9 protein-coding genes are annotated in these 15,281 nt (G+C 71.5%); 8 read left to right on the top strand and 1 reads right to left on the bottom strand.

Translation table 11 applies throughout. The features are described 5' to 3' along the window. The first annotated feature begins 47 nt into the window (after positions 1 to 47). Positions 48 to 1,499, top strand: a complete 1,452-nt coding sequence (locus SCAB_RS12120) for an aldehyde dehydrogenase family protein (RefSeq protein ID WP_013000358.1) — start codon at positions 48 to 50, stop codon at positions 1,497 to 1,499. Between the two features lie 158 nt (positions 1,500 to 1,657). On the opposite strand, the gene SCAB_RS12115 is transcribed toward SCAB_RS12120, so the two are convergent. Then, positions 1,658 to 4,510 (bottom strand): glycoside hydrolase family 3 C-terminal domain-containing protein, encoded by a 2,853-nt coding sequence (locus SCAB_RS12115; RefSeq protein WP_013000357.1) that lies wholly within the window; start codon positions 4,508 to 4,510, stop codon positions 1,658 to 1,660. Between the two features lie 379 nt (positions 4,511 to 4,889). On the opposite strand from SCAB_RS12115, the gene SCAB_RS12110 reads away from it, so the two are divergent. The 7 genes from SCAB_RS12110 (at position 4,890) to SCAB_RS12080 (ending at position 15,061) form a co-directional block, all read left to right on the top strand. Continuing rightward, a complete protein-coding gene (locus SCAB_RS12110) occupies positions 4,890 to 6,578 on the top strand; it encodes an extracellular solute-binding protein (RefSeq protein ID WP_013000356.1) in 1,689 nt (562 codons plus the stop codon). 27 nt (positions 6,579 to 6,605) lie between these two features. After that, positions 6,606 to 7,640 carry an ABC transporter permease gene (locus SCAB_RS12105; protein ID WP_013000355.1) on the top strand — a complete coding sequence of 345 codons (1,035 nt, stop codon included), beginning with the start codon at positions 6,606 to 6,608 and terminating at the stop codon, positions 7,638 to 7,640. Continuing rightward, positions 7,637 to 8,599: a carbohydrate ABC transporter permease gene (locus SCAB_RS12100; RefSeq protein WP_013000354.1), complete on the top strand. Its 963-nt coding sequence runs from the start codon at positions 7,637 to 7,639 to the stop codon at positions 8,597 to 8,599. Before SCAB_RS12105 ends, SCAB_RS12100 begins: the two co-directional genes overlap by 4 nt. 253 nt (positions 8,600 to 8,852) lie before the next feature. Beyond that, positions 8,853 to 11,075 carry a sialidase family protein gene (locus SCAB_RS12095; protein WP_013000353.1) on the top strand — a complete coding sequence of 741 codons (2,223 nt, stop codon included), beginning with the start codon at positions 8,853 to 8,855 and terminating at the stop codon, positions 11,073 to 11,075. After that, the gene (locus tag SCAB_RS12090; RefSeq protein WP_013000352.1) at positions 11,075 to 13,066 is read left to right on the top strand and encodes a beta-galactosidase; all 1,992 of its coding nucleotides are present in this window, start codon (positions 11,075 to 11,077) and stop codon (positions 13,064 to 13,066) included. The genes SCAB_RS12095 and SCAB_RS12090 overlap by 1 nt, the downstream gene beginning before the upstream one ends. A gap of 126 nt (positions 13,067 to 13,192) precedes the next feature. After that, positions 13,193 to 13,939, top strand: coding sequence for a glycoside hydrolase family 12 protein (locus SCAB_RS12085; RefSeq protein ID WP_037728264.1), 747 nt, complete (start codon positions 13,193 to 13,195; stop codon positions 13,937 to 13,939). An 81-nt stretch (positions 13,940 to 14,020) separates the two neighbouring features. Further along, positions 14,021 to 15,061 carry a LacI family DNA-binding transcriptional regulator gene (locus SCAB_RS12080; protein WP_049875696.1) on the top strand — a complete coding sequence of 347 codons (1,041 nt, stop codon included), beginning with the start codon at positions 14,021 to 14,023 and terminating at the stop codon, positions 15,059 to 15,061. The last annotated feature ends 220 nt before the right edge of the window (positions 15,062 to 15,281 follow it).

Genomic DNA, 15,281 nt, shown 5'->3' with positions numbered 1-15,281 from the left:
GTTGCCGGAAGACGACATGTGTACCCACCGAAGGGCCGGGATCGACTATGACCGCCACTCACGACTTCTGGCTCGCCGGCCGTCGGGCCACCGGTGCGACCACGTTCGATGTGACGTCGCCCTGGGACGGCCGTCTGGTCGGCACGGTGAGCGTGCCGACGGACGAGCAGGTCGAAGAGGCCGTGGCCGCCGCGTACGCCGTACGGGACGAGTTCGCGGCGACGCCCGCGCACGTGCGGGCGGCCGTGCTCGACCACGTCAGCAAGAGCCTCGTCGAGCGGACGGAGGAGATCGCGCAGCTGATCTCCGCCGAGAACGGCAAGCCGATCAAGTGGGCGCGCGGCGAGGTCGGCCGGGCGGTCTCGGTGTTCCGGTTCGCCGCCGAGGAGGCCCGGCGGTTCAACGGCGGTGAGGCGCAGCGGCTCGACACCGACCTGGGCGGACAGGGCCGGCTCGCCCTCACGCGCCGCTTCCCCAAGGGCGTCGTCCTCGGGATCGCGCCCTTCAACTTCCCGCTCAACCTCTGCGCCCACAAGATCGCCCCGGCGATCGCGGCGGGTGTGCCGATCATCCTGAAGCCGGCGCCGGCCACCCCCCTGTCCGGGCTGATCATCGGTGACCTGCTCGCGGACGCGGCGACCGCGCTCCCCGCTGGGTCCTGGAGCATCCTGCCGGTCGCGAACGACCGGATGCCGGCCCTCGTCCAGGACGAGCGACTGCCCGTGATCTCCTTCACCGGGTCCGAGAAGGTCGGCTACGCGATCATGGACTCGGCGCCGCGCAAGCACTGCACCCTGGAGCTGGGCGGCAACGGCGCGGCGGTCGTGCTCGCCGACTACGCGAGCGACGAGGACCTCGACTGGGCCGCCGGCCGCATCGCGACCTTCTCGAACTACCAGGGCGGCCAGTCCTGCATCTCCGTGCAGCGGGTGATCGCGGACGCCTCCGTGTACGACCGGCTGCTGCCGCGGATCGTCGCCGCGGTCGAGGCGCAGGTCACCGGCGACCCGTCCGACGGCGCCACCGACGTGGGCCCGCTGGTCAGCGAGGACGCCGCCAAGCGGGTCGAGGCATGGGTCCAGGAGGCGGTCGACGCCGGCGCCACGCTGCTCACCGGTGGCAAGCGCGACGGCGCCTCGTACGCGCCGACCGTCCTCGCCGACGTGCCCGCCGACGTGAGCGTCTCCTGCGAGGAGGTCTTCGGGCCCGTCCTCACCGTGCGCAAGGTGGAGGGGGAGGCCGCGGCCTTCGCCGCCGTCAACGACTCCAAGTACGGCCTGCAGGCGGGTGTCTTCACGCACGACCTGCAGACCGCCTTCCGGGCCCACCGCACGCTGGAGGTGGGCGGCGTGGTCATCGGTGACGTGCCGTCCTACCGCGCCGACCAGATGCCGTACGGCGGGGTGAAGCAGTCCGGCGTCGGCCGGGAGGGTGTCCGCTTCGCCATGGACGACTACACCTACGAGCGGGTGATGGTGCTGACGGGGCTCCAGCTCTGAGCGTCGCCCGAACCGGCGGATCGCCCGCAGTTCCCGGCCACCTCTAGCTTGTGACAATCATTTTCATGTAGTCTCGGGTCGGATCCCGGGACGAAGGGGCCCGGCGCCGATGCCTTCCGGTGCCGGGCCCCTTCTCTGTGCCGGCTCGCTCCGGACCCTCAACCGGAGAAGCCGACGTGCGCCAGCCGCAGCGGGCCGCGCAGCACCAGGCGGACGTCACGCGTCCCGGCCGCCGAGACGGCGGCCCGCAGGGTCGTGTACGCGTACGGGCCCGCGGTGGGCCGGTCGAGCGTCAGGGTGACCGGGGCCGGGCCGTCGGCGAGAGCCAGCTCGACGCTCCCCGCACCCGCCACCTCGACCGTCACCTCGGTGACCCCGGCCCCGAAGTCGCAGGCGCGGTACAGCAGTTCACCGGGGCGGTCGCCCGCCGGAGTCACCGCGTCGCCGGACACCCTGGTGCGGTCGACGATCTCCGTGTCGCGCTGTTCGTCGTAGTCCGCCGCGTCCAGACCCCGGGCCAGGACCGGGCGCGGGGCGAGGGGTTCGCCGTCGACGGTGACGGTCGTGCGCAGGCGGATGTCCTCGCTGGACGCGCCGGCCAGCAGTTCGTAGGCGCCCGGCTCCCGGTGCCAGGCGCCGTGCGTCACGTCCCAGAACTCCAGTACGGAGAGCGGGAGCCGGAAGGTCAGCTCCGTGGAGGCGCCGGGGGCGAGGGTGACCCGGCGGTGGCCCGCCAGCTCGCGGCGCGGACGCGGGACCGACGGGTCCTCGGCACGGACGTAGAGCTGGGCGACCTCGTCGGCGGTCACCGCGCCCGTGTTGGTGACGGTGAAGGAGACCGTCAGATCGGCGTCACCCACGCGGGCGGTCAGGTTGCCGTAGGCGAACTCGGCGTAGGACAGGCCGTGCCCGAACGGGAACAGCGGGGTGCCCTCGAAGTAGAGGTACGTCTGGCGGGAGCCGATCACGTCGTAGTCGAGGAGGCCGGGGAGGTCGGCGTCGGACGCGTACCAGGTCTGCGGGAGGCGGCCCGCGGGGGAGACGTCACCGGCGACGACCCGGGCCAGGGCGGTGCCGGCGGCCTGGCCGCCGTGCGCGGTCCACAGGACGGCGGGCAGACCGGTGACGTCGACGGCGTAGGGATAGGCCGAGACCAGGACCAGGGCCGTGTTCGGGTTGGCCGTGCGGGCCGCGCGCAGCAGCCGTTCCTGGTGGGCGGGGAGGGCGAGGGTCGTACGGTCCTCGGTCTCGCGGCCGTTGATGTGCGGGTCGTTGCCCGCGACCACGAGGACGACGTCGGCCTCGGCGGCCGCCCGCGCGACGGCGGCCTCGCCGTGTTCGGTCACGACCACGTCGAAGGTTTCCGGATCACCGTCGGCAACCTTCACTCCGTCGGTGCCGACAGTCACGTACCGGCCTGTTCCCAGGTGCTTGAGGAGGTGGCCCGTTCCGTGGGGTGCGCAGGGCTCCAGGCGGAACGTCTCCTGGACGAACCAGCCCCCCGGCTGGTCGGCGGAGGCGCGCAGGAATCCGTCGTCGGCGACCGAGAGATAGCGGCCGTCCGGCGCGCGGAGGGTGAGCACGCCCTCGCCCCAGTCGACGAGGGCCAGTTCGCTGCCGTCCGGGTCCGTGGTGAGAGGCGAGAGGTCGGTGCGGCCGGCCAGCAGCGCCGGGTCGAGCGCCCCCTGCGCGCCGCGCACCTCGTCGGCGGCCTCCGGGGCCTCGGGGACGGACACGAACGCGCCGGTGGAGTGCGCCCGCAGGCGTACGCGGTCCACGCCCTCCGCGAACGTCACACGCTCCGCGCCGAAGCGGTCGTACAGACCTTCGAGTGGGGTCGAGCGGTGCAGCAGGGTGCCGCTGTACCAGTCGAGCTTGCACTCGTCGGCGAGCGGACCGACGACGGCGACGCGGGTGTCGGCGGCCAGCGGCAGCAGACCGCCCTCGTTCCTGAGCAGGACGACCGCCTGTTCCGCGGCCTCCCGGGCGAGGGCACGGTGGGCGGGAGTGTCGAAGTCCTCGACGCCGGCGTACGGGTCGCTGCCGGGGTCGAACTCGCCGAGGCGGAAGCGGACGGAGAGCTGGCGGCGGACCGCCTCGTCGATGTCGTCCATGGTCAGCAGGGACCGGGTCAGGGCGTCCCGGACGCGTCCGGTGATCGTCGAGCCGTCGGTGCCGTGGTCGGTGAAGCTGTCGACGCCGGCGCGCAGCGAGGCTGCGGTCGCCTCCTCGTGGGTGTCGAAGTAGTGCTCGGAGTCGACCAGGTTCGACGGCGCGCCCGCGTCCGAGCAGACCAGCAGGGGCTCGTCGGTCCAGGTCCGCAACTGCTCGGCCAGCAGGGGCGAGACGTGGTTGGGGCGGCCGTTGACCAGGTTGTAGGCGGGCATCACGCCGGCCACCGCGCCCGCCTCGACGGTCTCGCGGAAGGCGCGCAGGTCGTACTCGCGCAGGACCCGGGGGCGGACCGAGGAGGAGGTGGTGGAGCGGTCGGTCTCGTTGTTGTGCGCCAGCCAGTGCTTGAGGACCGGGGCCGTGCGCCAGTACGTGGGGTGGTCGCCGCGCAGGCCGCGGGTGTACGCGGTCGCGATCGCCGAGGTCAGCCGCGGGTCCTCGGAGTAGCCCTCCTCGTTGCGGCCCCACAGCGGGTGGCGCAGCAGGTTGACCGTGGGGGACCAGACGTTGAGGCCGACCCGGTCGTCGCGGGCCCGCATCGCGCGGACCTCGCCGGACACGGCCTCGCCGACCCGGCGCACGAGCTCCTCGTTCCAGGTCGCGCCGAGGCCGACGGCCTGCGGGAACACCGTCGCCGGTCCCATCCAGGCCACCCCGTGCAGCGCCTCCTGACCGGTACGGAACGCGGCCACCCCGAGGCGGTCGACGGCGGGCGCGAACTGGTGCAGGAACGCGATCCTCTCGTCCGGGGTGAGCCGCTGGAGCAGATCGTCGATGCGCTTCGCGACCGGCAGCTGCGGATCGCGGAAAGGTGGCGTGGGGGTCGTCTCTGCGGTCACGTGGGGATCCCTTTGCGATGGAGCGACGAGATGCTTTCGAAGCGCTTCGATGCTGGTTCGACGGTGGGGTGGGTGTCAAGGGACCGCGAGGCGACAGATCCGTACCCTCACCCTCAATCGGGCCGTGGAGAGCGAAGATCGGAAGGCTGTGCTCCAGTCCCCGGCGACGCCGAGGAATCTGCGGATCGACCCTTGTGCGCCCCCGGTCGTTCACTTAACCTCGCAGCAACATCGAAGCGCTTCGACTGTGGAGGGCACCGCTTCGCCTGCTCCCCCTCCCCCCGGCGCGCATCGCTTCTGCACAGCCAGTTCTGTCGAAGACACCGCAGCCGACGGCCACCGCCGGGTGTCCTGGTGTGCGCCATGAAGGGTTGACGCAATGACGCCGAACTCCGCCCCCTCCTCCCCCAGCCGGAGAAGCTTCCTGGCTTCCACTGCGGTCGCCACCGCAGCGGTGGCCGGGGGCCTGCCGCTGCTGTCCGCCTGCGGCGGCTCGGACGGCGGCTCGCGTGAGGGCACCACCTCGGGCAAGGACGCCAAGAAGATCCTTCCGGCGCACGTGGCCAGCAACGTGGTGAAGCCGGACATCCCGGCGAAGTACGGCTCGTCGACGGGCTTCACCGCCCCGCTCGACGGCTCCGCGCTCAAGACCTCGGTCGCCAAGAAGCTCGGCAAGGGCGGCAGGGTCACCATCATGTCGCCGTTCTGGGGCTCGCCGCCCAAGAGCGACAACTCCTACTACACGTCGATGAACGACCTGATCGGCGTCGACGTCCGGTGGCGGAACCAGGACGGCAACACCTACGACCAGAAGCTCGGCGCGGTCCTCGCCTCCAGCGACGTCCCGGACATGGTCGTCATCCCTGGCTGGAACATGATGGGCAAGATACCCAGCGCCATCATCGGCAAGTTCGCCGACCTCGGCCCGTACCTCTCCGGCGACAGGATCGAGGAGTACCCCAACCTCGCCGCGATCCCCAGCGACGCCTGGCAGCGCTCCATCTTCGGCGGCAAGCTGATGGGCCTGCCGATGCCCGCCCCGACCGTGCCGAACATCGTGCCGCTCTACCGCCAGGACATCTTCGACAAGGAGGGCTACGAAGTCCCGCGGTCCGCCGAGGAGTTCATGGCCCTGTGCAAGGACATCACCAACGCCCGGGCCAAGCGGTGGGCCTGCGGCGACATGAAGTGGACCGCGATGAACAACTTCGGGGTGATCGGGGGCGGTGAGAAACCGCTCTGGTGGAACATGGCCGACGGCAAGCTGGTCAACCGCATCGAGACCCCGGAGTACCTGGAAGCCATCGAGTGGACGCGGAAGCTGTTCGCCGCCGGGGTCGTCCACCCCAACTTCAAGCTGGGCAAGAGCCAGATCGCCGACCCGGCACCCAAGTTCGCCGCCGGCGAGTTCCTGATCTGGAACAACAACATCGTCCACTGGTACGGCCAGCAGGCCTCCCAGATCACCCAGAACCCCGACTTCAAGATCTGGGGCATGGACATCTGGGGGCACGACGGCGGTGATCCGGTGCTGTACGCCGGGAACCCGGCCGGCATCTTCTCCTTCGTCAGCAAGAAGGCGTCCGAGTCCGTCATCCGGGACGCGCTGGCGATCGCCAACGTCACCGCGGCGCCGTACGGCACCAAGGAATGGATGATGACCAACTACGGCGTCGAGGGCACGCACTACACGATCAAGGACGGCATCCCCGTCAAGAACGACAAGGGCAACAACGAGGTCCTCAACGCCTACGTCATGGTGGCGAGCCCGGCCGCGACCACCGCCCACCCGGACATGCCGGACTACACCAAGGCCATGGTCGAGTGGGAGCAGCGGATGGGCGCCTTCACCACGAAGACACCCTTCTGGGGCCTGCAGATCACCGAGCCCTCCCGCTACACCAACCTCGCCAACGACTTCGAGCAGCTCGAGGACGACATCATCCGCGGGCACAAGAAGATCGGCGACATGCAGCAGGCCGTGTCCGACTGGAAGAGCAAGGGCGGCGACAAGCTGCGCGACTGGTACAAGAAGCTCCTCGACGAGAACGGCTCGGCGGCGAGCTGACCAGGCCCTGAGGCAAGGAGAACGGCTGTGTCCCACAGCACGGTGCCTCGCAGCAGAGCCGAGGCCAGCACGCCGGAGAAGACCCGGGTGGCGCCCGGCGGCCCCACCGGCTCCCCCGGGAGCCGCCTCCCGGAGCAGCTGAGCCGACGGCACAGGTTCCGACGCGACCGCGTCCTGCTCCTGATGACGCTGCCGGCCGTCGTGCTGGTCCTGGTCTTCAACTACCTGCCGGTCCTCGGCAACGTCGTCGCCTTCCAGGACTACGACCCCTACATCAGCGACAACGGCATCGTGTCCATGCTGAACAGTCCCTTCACGGGCCTGGAGAACTTCCAGCGGATCTTCGAGGACTCGGCCTTCTGGAACGCCGTCCGGAATACGCTGGTGCTGTTCATCGTCCAGCTCGTGCTGTTCTTCCCGATCCCGATCCTGCTCGCGCTGCTCATCAACAGCGTGGTCCGGCCCCGGGTGCGGGCCGTCGCCCAGGCCGTGCTCTACCTGCCGCACTTCTTCTCCTGGGTGCTCGTCATCGCCGTCTTCCAGCAGATGTTCGGCGGCGCGGGCATGCTGTCCCAGCTGCTGCGTCAGAACGGGTACGACGGCCTCGACATCATGACCAACCCGGACACCTTCGCGTTCCTGATCACCGCGCAGAGCGTGTGGAAGGACGCCGGGTGGGGGATCATCGTCTTCCTCGCCGCACTGGCCTCGGTGCCCTCGGACCACTACGAGGCCGCCGCGATGGACGGCGCCGGACGGTGGCGGCGCATGTGGCACGTCACGCTGCCCGCCCTGCGTCCGGTGATCGCCCTGCTGCTCGTGCTGCGCGTGGGCGACGCCCTGACCGTCGGGTTCGAACAGATCCTGCTGCAACGCGACGGCGTGGGACCGGGTGCGGGGGAGGTCCTCGACACCTTCGTGTGGTGGAACGGCGTCCGCAACCAGGACTTCGGATACGCGGCCGCCGCCGGCCTCGTCAAGGGCGTGGTCAGCATCGGCCTGGTCCTCGCCGCGAACAAGGTGGCCCACCTCATGGGCGAAGCGGGGGTGTACAAGAAATGACATCCGTGATGGCGCGGCCGCGTCAGGACACCGGGCCGGACGAACGGGAGCCCGCGCCCCGCTGGTGGCAGGCCCCGCCCCGGCCGTCCTGGGAGGAGGCGCCCTCGAAGGCCGGCCTGGCGGGCAAGGGGATCGCCCTGTCGTTCGCCTGTCTGGCGGTGCTCTTCCCGCTGTGGATCGTGGTCGTCACCAGTCTGTCGTCGCGGAAGACCATCGACGAGGCGGGCGGCCTGGTGATGGTGCCCAAGGGCATCACCTTCATCGCCTACGAGGAACTGCTCAGCGGCGGCCAGGTCACCCGCGCCGCGGTCATCAGCGTCCTCATCACCCTGGTCGGCACGCTGTTCTCCATGGCGGTGTCCGTGCTGTGCGCCTACGGCCTCTCGCGCACCGGCTCCTTCGGCCACCGCTGGATCCTGATGACGCTGCTGGCGACCATGTTCTTCAGCGCGGGGCTCATCCCCACCTATCTGCTGGTGCAGTCCCTCGGCCTGATGGACAGTTACCTCGCGCTGATCCTGCCGAGCGCGGTGAGCATCTTCAACATCCTGGTGCTGCGCGGCTTCTTCATGGGGATCTCGCCAGAACTCATCGACAGTGCGCGCATCGACGGCGCCGGCGACGTCCGGATCCTCTGGCAGATCGTCATGCCGCTGTCCCGGGCGGTCCTCGCCGTGATCACGCTGTTCTACGCCGTCGGGTACTGGAGCGCCTGGTTCAACGCGTCGATCTACCTGAACGACCAGGACATGATGCCGCTGCAGAACGTCATGATCCAGCTCGTGCAGAAGCAGGAAGCCCCGGTCGGACTGAGCCAGGCCATCAGGACCGGCCAGCTGTCGGGGCTGGCCGTCCAGATGGCGGTCATGGTCATGGCCCTGCTCCCCGTCGCCGTCCTGTCCCCCTTCGTCCAGAAGCACTTCAAGAAGGGGATGCTGACGGGCGCGGTCAAGGGCTGACCGGGGCGCCCGCCCCTCCGGGGGGTGCGGGTTCGTGGGCGGGTGCGGGTGGTTCGTTGTTGCTCGCGCAGTTCCCCGCGCCCCTAGAAGCCCAGGCCCTGCGGGCCTGAAAAGCACCGGGCGCAGCCCGTGCTTTTCAGGGGCGCGGGGAACTGCGCGACCAGCCCCCACTCACCCGCGGTCGCCGACGAACCCGCACCCCCGAGCCCCAAGGCGCCCACCCCCCACCCCTCCCCGCAAAACGAGGTATGCCATGCGCACCCCACAGCCGAGCCGCCGCACCGTACTCGCCGGAACGGCAGCCGCCGCAGCCCTCACCACCTTCCCCGCACCGACAGCCCAGGCTCACACCACCGGGGTTCACAGCGGCCCCACCGCCGGGCGCTACCGCTGGCGCACCGCCGTCATCGGCGGCACCGGCTTCGTCACCGGCGTCCTCTTCCACCCGGCGAGACGGGGCCTCGCCTACGCCCGCACCGACATCGGCGGCGCCTACCGCTGGGACGATCACAAGGCCCGCTGGACCCCTCTGACCGACCACCTCGGCTGGGACGACTGGAACCTCCTCGGCGTGGAGGCCATCGCCGTCGACCCGGCCCATCCGGAACGCCTCTACCTCGCCCTCGGCACCTACACCCAGTCCTGGGCCGGCAACGGCGCGATCCTCCGCTCCGAGGACCGCGGCGCCACCTGGACCCGCAGCGACCTCATCGTCAGGCTCGGCGCCAACGAGGACGGCCGGGGCACGGGCGAGCGCCTGCTCGTCGACCCGCGCGACAGCGACACCCTGTGGCTGGGCACCCGGCACGACGGTCTGCTCAGGTCGACCGACCGGGGCGCCACCTGGGCGCCGGTGACCGGCTTCCCGGCGGCTCCCAGCGCCTCGGGCCAGGGCGTCACCCTGCTCGTCGCCGCCGGACGCACCGTCTACGCCGGCTGGGGCGACGGCGACGGCACCACCGCCAACCTCTACCGGACCGGCGACGGCGCCACCTGGGAAGCCGTCCCCGGCCGCCCCACCGGCGCCTCCGCCAAGGTCCCGATCCGCGCCGCGTACGACCGGCACTCCCGCGAGCTGTACGTGACGTACGCCGACGCGCCCGGCCCCAACGGCCAGTCCGACGGCAGTGTGCACAAGCTCCGCACCACCACCGGCACCTGGACCGACGTGACCCCGGTGAGGCCGGGCGGCACCACGGGCGACGGCGGCACCGACTCCTTCGCCTACGGCGGGGTCGCCGTCGACGCCCGGCGCCCCGGCACGGTGGTCGTGTCGACCAACAACCGCTGGGCCGAGATCGACACCGTGTTCCGGTCCACCGACGGCGGCCGCACCTGGACGTCCCTCAAGGACTCCGCCGTCCTCGACGTGTCCGAGACCCCGTACCTCAAGTGGGGCGCCGACCAGCCGAAGTTCGGCTGGTGGATACAGGCCCTCGCCCTCGACCCGTACGACTCGAAGCACCTCGTGTACGGCACCGGCGCGACCCTCTACGGCACCCGGGACCTGAAGCGCTGGGCGCCGCAGATCCGGGGCCTGGAGGAGACCTCCGTGCGTCAGCTGATCTCACCGCCGACCGGCGAGGCGCACCTGATCAGCGGCTGCGGGGACATCGGCACGGTGTACCACGAGCGGCTCACGGCGTCCCCCTCGCGCGGCATGGCGTCCAACCCCGTGTTCTCGACGGCGACGGGACTCGCGCAGGCCGCGGCGAAGCCGTCGTACGTGGTCCGCACCGGCTGGGGCGACCACGGCAACGGGGCCTTCTCCCACGACGGCGGGCGTACCTGGGCGCCGTTCGCGGCCCAGCCCGGGATCGCCAAGGACGCGCCGGGGCCGATCGCCACCAACACCGACGGCACCGCGCTGCTGTGGTCCTTCGCGCACTGGGACGGCACGAAGTACGCCGCCCACCGCTCCGCCGACAACGGCGCCACCTGGACCGAGGTCCCCTCCTTCCCCAAGGGCGCCACACCGGTCGCCGACCCGGCCGACCCGGCCCTCTTCTACGCGTACGACACCGATACGGGGACGCTGTACGCCAGCACCGACGGCGGCCGGTCGTTCACGGCGCGCGCCGGCGGACTGCCGCAGGGGGACAGCCAGTTCGAGCTGGTCGCGGCCCCCGGACGCACCGGCGACCTGTGGCTGAGCCTGAAGGGGAACGGGCTGTACCGCTCCACCGACGGCGGGGCGGCCTTCGCGAAGCTCGACGGCTGCCGGGCCGCGTACGCCCTCGGCTTCGGCAAGGCGGCCAAGGGCGCCCGCTACCCGGCGGTCTACCTGGTCGGCACGACGGACACCGGCACCGCCGTCCACCGCTCCGACGACGGCGCGAAGACCTGGACCCGCATCAACGACGACGCCCACCAGTGGGGCTGGACCGGCGAGGCGATCACCGGCGACCCGCGCCTGTACGGCCGGGTGTACCTGGCCACGAACGGGCGCGGCATCCAGTACGGGGACCCGGTCTGATGCCGGGGGAGACACGGCCGTCCCTGGCCGCGGTCACCCGCGGACGGGTCCTGTTCGGCGGCGACTACAACCCCGAGCAGTGGCCCGAGGAGGTGTGGCACGAGGACGTCCGCCTCATGCGGGAGGCCGGCGTCACCACCGTCACCCTCGGCGTCTTCTCCTGGGCGAAGCTCGAACCCCGCCCGGGCGCGCGGGAGTTCGGCTGGCTGGACACGCTGATGGACCTGTTGCACGCGAGCGGCGTCGGCGTCGTCCTGGCCACCCCCACCTCCTCCCCGCCGCCGTGGATGGGCCGCCTCCACCCCGAGACCCTCCCGCGCGACGAGAACGGACAGGTCGAGTGGTGGGGCTCCCGCCAGCACTTCTCCCACTCCTCCGCCACCTACCGCCGCTACGCCGCCGCCATCACCGAGGACCTGGCCGCCCGCTACGCCGGCCATCCGGCCCTCACCCTGTGGCACATCAACAACGAGTACTGCACCTACGACTGGGGCGACGAGGCGGCGGCCGCCTTCCGCGACTGGCTCCGGCGCAGGTACGGCACCCTCGACGCGCTCAACCGGGCCTGGGGCACGGCCTTCTGGAGCCAGTCCTACGACGGCTGGCACGAGATCATCCCCCCGCGACGCGCCCACTACCTGCGCAGCCCCACGCACGTGCTCGACTTCAGGCGCTTCACGAGCGACATGCTCCTGGAGTGTTACGCCATCGAGCGCGACATCGTCCGCCGGCACACCCCGCACATCCCGGTCACCACCAACTTCATGCCGATGTGGGCGGGCCAGGACGCCTGGCGGTGGGCCGGGGAGGAGGACGTCGTCTCGGTCGACATCTACCCGGACCCGCGGGACCCGCTCGGCGCGCAGCACGGGGCGCTGGTGCAGGACATGACGCGCTCCCAGGCGGGCGGCGGGCCGTGGATGCTCATGGAACAGGCGGCCGGTCCGGTCAACTGGCGCGGCGTCAACCATCCCAAGCCCCGCGGCCTCAACCGCCTGTGGTCCCTCCAGGCCGTCGCCCGGGGCGCGGACGCCGTCTGCTTCTTCCAGTGGCGGCAGTCCCGGCAGGGCGCGGAGAAGTTCCACTCCGGCATGGTCTCCCACGCGGGCGAGCAGGGGCGCACGTACCAGGAGGTCAAGCGGATCGGGGCCGAGCTGGCGGCCGTGGGACCGGCGGTGGCGGGCCGGCCCCTGCACGCCGAGGTGGCGGTGCTCTTCGACTGGCACTCCTGGTGGGCCGGCGACCACGACGGCCGGCTCTCGTCCGAGGTCGACCTCGCCGAGGTCGTCCGCTCCTGGCACCGCGCCCTGTGGGAGTCGAACCTCACGACCGCCTTCGCCCACCCCGGGCACGACCTCTCCGCGTACCGGATGGTCGTCGTGCCGCAGCTCTACCTGCTCACCGACGCGGCCGTCGAGAACCTCCTCGCCTACGTACGGGGCGGCGGCACCCTCGTCAGCGGTTTCCTGACCGGTGTCGCCGACGAGGACGACCGGGTGCGCCCCGGCGGCATGGACGCGCGGCTCCGCGACCTCTTCGGCATCCGCACCCTGCACGAACGGTGGCCGCTGGACGCCGGGGAGGAGGTCGGGTGCGCGGGCCCCCGGGGGGTGTTCCGGGGGTCCCTGTGGTCCGAGGAGATCGAGGCGGCGGACGCGGACGAGACCTTCGCCTACAAGGGCGGTGAACTCGACGGCCACCCGGCCTTGTTGCGCAGGGGCCGGGCCTGGTACGTCTCCACGCTGCCCGAACCGGCCGCGCTGCGGGACCTGCTGGCGGGCGTCGCGGCCGACGCCGGGGTGCGACCCGTGCTGGACGGCCTGCCCGACGGGGTCGAGGCGGTCCGCCGCGGCGATGTGCTCTTCGTGCTCAACCACGGCCGCGACGCGGTCACCGTCGAGGTGCCGGGCACCCTTCACGACCTGCTCACGGGGGCGGTCGTCACCGGCACGCTGTCCCTCGGCCGCTACGGCGTGGCGGCGCTGAGGTAACCCGGACTTCCTCCGGCGCCGGACCCTGCGTGGCGATCGACCCCGTCGCCGGAGAAGACCGCGTCCTCACCCCGAGGACGCGGTGGCTCCCCGCTCCATCCCCCACCCATGGAAGGAACGACACCCATGGCAACACGCACCCGCACCCGCTCGCGCACCCTGGGCCGGATCGGCAAGGGCCTGCTGGCCCCCGCCCTCGCCCTCGGCGCCACCGTCGGTCTCGCCTCCGCCCCCGCCTCGGCCGCCGTCTGGAACACCTGCGACCAGTGGGGCAACACGAGCCTGGGCGGCTACACCCTCTACAACAACATCTGGGGCTCCGGCGCCGGCAGCCAGTGTGTCTGGGCCAACTCCGGTACCAACTGGGGCGTCTGGGCCAACCACCCCAACACCGGCGGCATCAAGTCGTACCCCAACTCCAAGAAGGTGATCAACAAGTCGATCACCTCCCTCGGCTCGCTCAACAGCAGCTACAACGTCACGGTCCCGTCCTCGGGCGCGTACAACACCTCGTACGACGTCTGGGACACGGACCACGACTACGAGATCATGCTGTGGGTCAACCGCACCGGTGCCGTCGGCGCCCTCGGCAGCTTCCAGCAGAGCGTGTCGGTCGGCGGCCACAGCTGGAACGTGTACAAGGGCCGGGCCTACCGGTCCGACGGGACGTACTGGGACGTGATCTCGTTCCTGCGCACCTCGAACTCGACCTCCGGCACGGTCCAGATCCTCCCGGTCCTGAAGTGGATCAAGGACACGAAGGGCTGGATGGGCAACGAGACCATCGGCGACGTGCAGTTCGGTTTCGAGGTCACGTCGTCCTCCGGCGGCCTGAACTTCACCGCCAACAACCTGACGGTCAGCAGCAGCTGACACATCGTCGTCACCCGGCCGCGGACGAACCCCTCGTCGCGCTGTCTTGACGACTCCCGTGTGACCGGTCACAATTCCCGCATGAATGTGGCCGGTCACACCAGGCGCCCGGCGAGTATCCGGGACGTCGCGACAGCTGCCGGGGTCTCGTACCAGACCGTCTCCCGGGTGATCAACAACCACCCCAGCGTCAAGCACACGACGCGGGAGCGGGTGCAGGCGGCCATCGACGAACTGGGCTTCCGGCGGAACGCCACCGCACACGCGCTGGCCAGCGGGCGCACCCGGTCCGTGACCGTGCTGACCGCCAACACCACGCACTACGGCTACGCCTCGATCATCCAGGGCGTCGAGGAGGCGGCGCGGGCGGCGTCCTACACGGTCGGGATCGGTGTCCTGGAGTCGGCGGACGAGGCCGCGGTCGCCGCCGAGGTACGGCGGGCGGCGGACGCCGGCGGCGGCCTCATCGTGATCGCCTACGACCCGCCCGGTGTGGCGGCCCTCGGCGCGGTACCCGCCGCGCTGCCGGTCGTCGGCGTCGTCGAGACCCCCGCGACCCCGCCCCGCGGCGACCGTCCCTGGGTGTGGACCGACGACCGCGAGGCCGCCCACGAGGCCACCCGCCATCTGCTCTCCCTCGGCCACGAGACCGTGCACTACGTCGCCATCCCGTCCAGCACCCGGCGCGCCGGCGCCGCCCGGACCGCCGGCTGGCGCCAGGCGCTCAAGGAGGCCGGAGCGCCGGTGCCCCGGCCGCTGCAGGGGAACTGGGGCCCGGCGGGCGGTCACGCGGCCGGGCTCAGGCTGGCGGCGGACCCGTCGGTCACCGCGGTCCTCTGCGGCAACGACGACCTCGCGCTCGGTGTGCTGCGCGCGCTGCACGAGGCCGGGCGTTCCGTGCCCGGGGACGTGAGCGTCGCCGGGTTCGACGACGCCCCGCACTCCGCGTATCTGACCCCGTCGCTGACGACCGTGCGCCTGGACTTCACGGGCCTCGGGCGGGCCGCGTTCGCCCTGCTGCACGGGGTCGTGGAGGAGTCCGAGTCGATCGCCCCGCACCGCGTCTCCGTGCCCGAACTGGTGGTGCGCGAGAGCGCCGGCCCACCGCCGGACAGGCGCTGAACACCTCGCCCGCCCGGACGCGCACCGCTGTTCCGGTTCCGGACCGAGGGGAGCGTCGTGGTGACGAGCCTGCCGAGGGGAGCGTCGTGGTGACGAGCCCGCAGATGCCCGCCGTCGTCCTCGTCGCCCGGCGAGAGATCGTGCCCGGTATCACCCGCGGAGCCGTCACACGACCGAGGTCCAGCAGCGTGAGCCCCCACACCGGTACGCGCACCACCGA

Source organism: Streptomyces scabiei 87.22 (assembly GCF_000091305.1).
GTDB classification, from domain to species: Bacteria; Actinomycetota; Actinomycetes; order Streptomycetales; family Streptomycetaceae; genus Streptomyces; species Streptomyces scabiei.
Note: the sequence above shows the minus strand (reverse complement) of the source record. Positions and strands in the feature narration are given on the sequence as shown.

Excerpts from the sequence above, each read along its gene's own strand:
- SCAB_RS12100 (WP_013000354.1), top strand. The coding sequence starts at position 7,637 with ATGACATCCGTGATGGCGCGGCCGCGTCAGGACACCGGGCCGGACGAA.
- SCAB_RS12095 (WP_013000353.1), top strand. The coding sequence starts at position 8,853 with ATGCGCACCCCACAGCCGAGCCGCCGCACCGTACTCGCCGGAACGGCA.
- SCAB_RS12080 (WP_049875696.1), top strand. The coding sequence starts at position 14,021 with ATGAATGTGGCCGGTCACACCAGGCGCCCGGCGAGTATCCGGGACGTC.
- SCAB_RS12090 (WP_013000352.1), top strand. The coding sequence starts at position 11,075 with ATGCCGGGGGAGACACGGCCGTCCCTGGCCGCGGTCACCCGCGGACGG.
- SCAB_RS12085 (WP_037728264.1), top strand. The coding sequence starts at position 13,193 with ATGGCAACACGCACCCGCACCCGCTCGCGCACCCTGGGCCGGATCGGC.
- SCAB_RS12110 (WP_013000356.1), top strand. The coding sequence starts at position 4,890 with ATGACGCCGAACTCCGCCCCCTCCTCCCCCAGCCGGAGAAGCTTCCTG.
- SCAB_RS12120 (WP_013000358.1), top strand. The coding sequence starts at position 48 with ATGACCGCCACTCACGACTTCTGGCTCGCCGGCCGTCGGGCCACCGGT.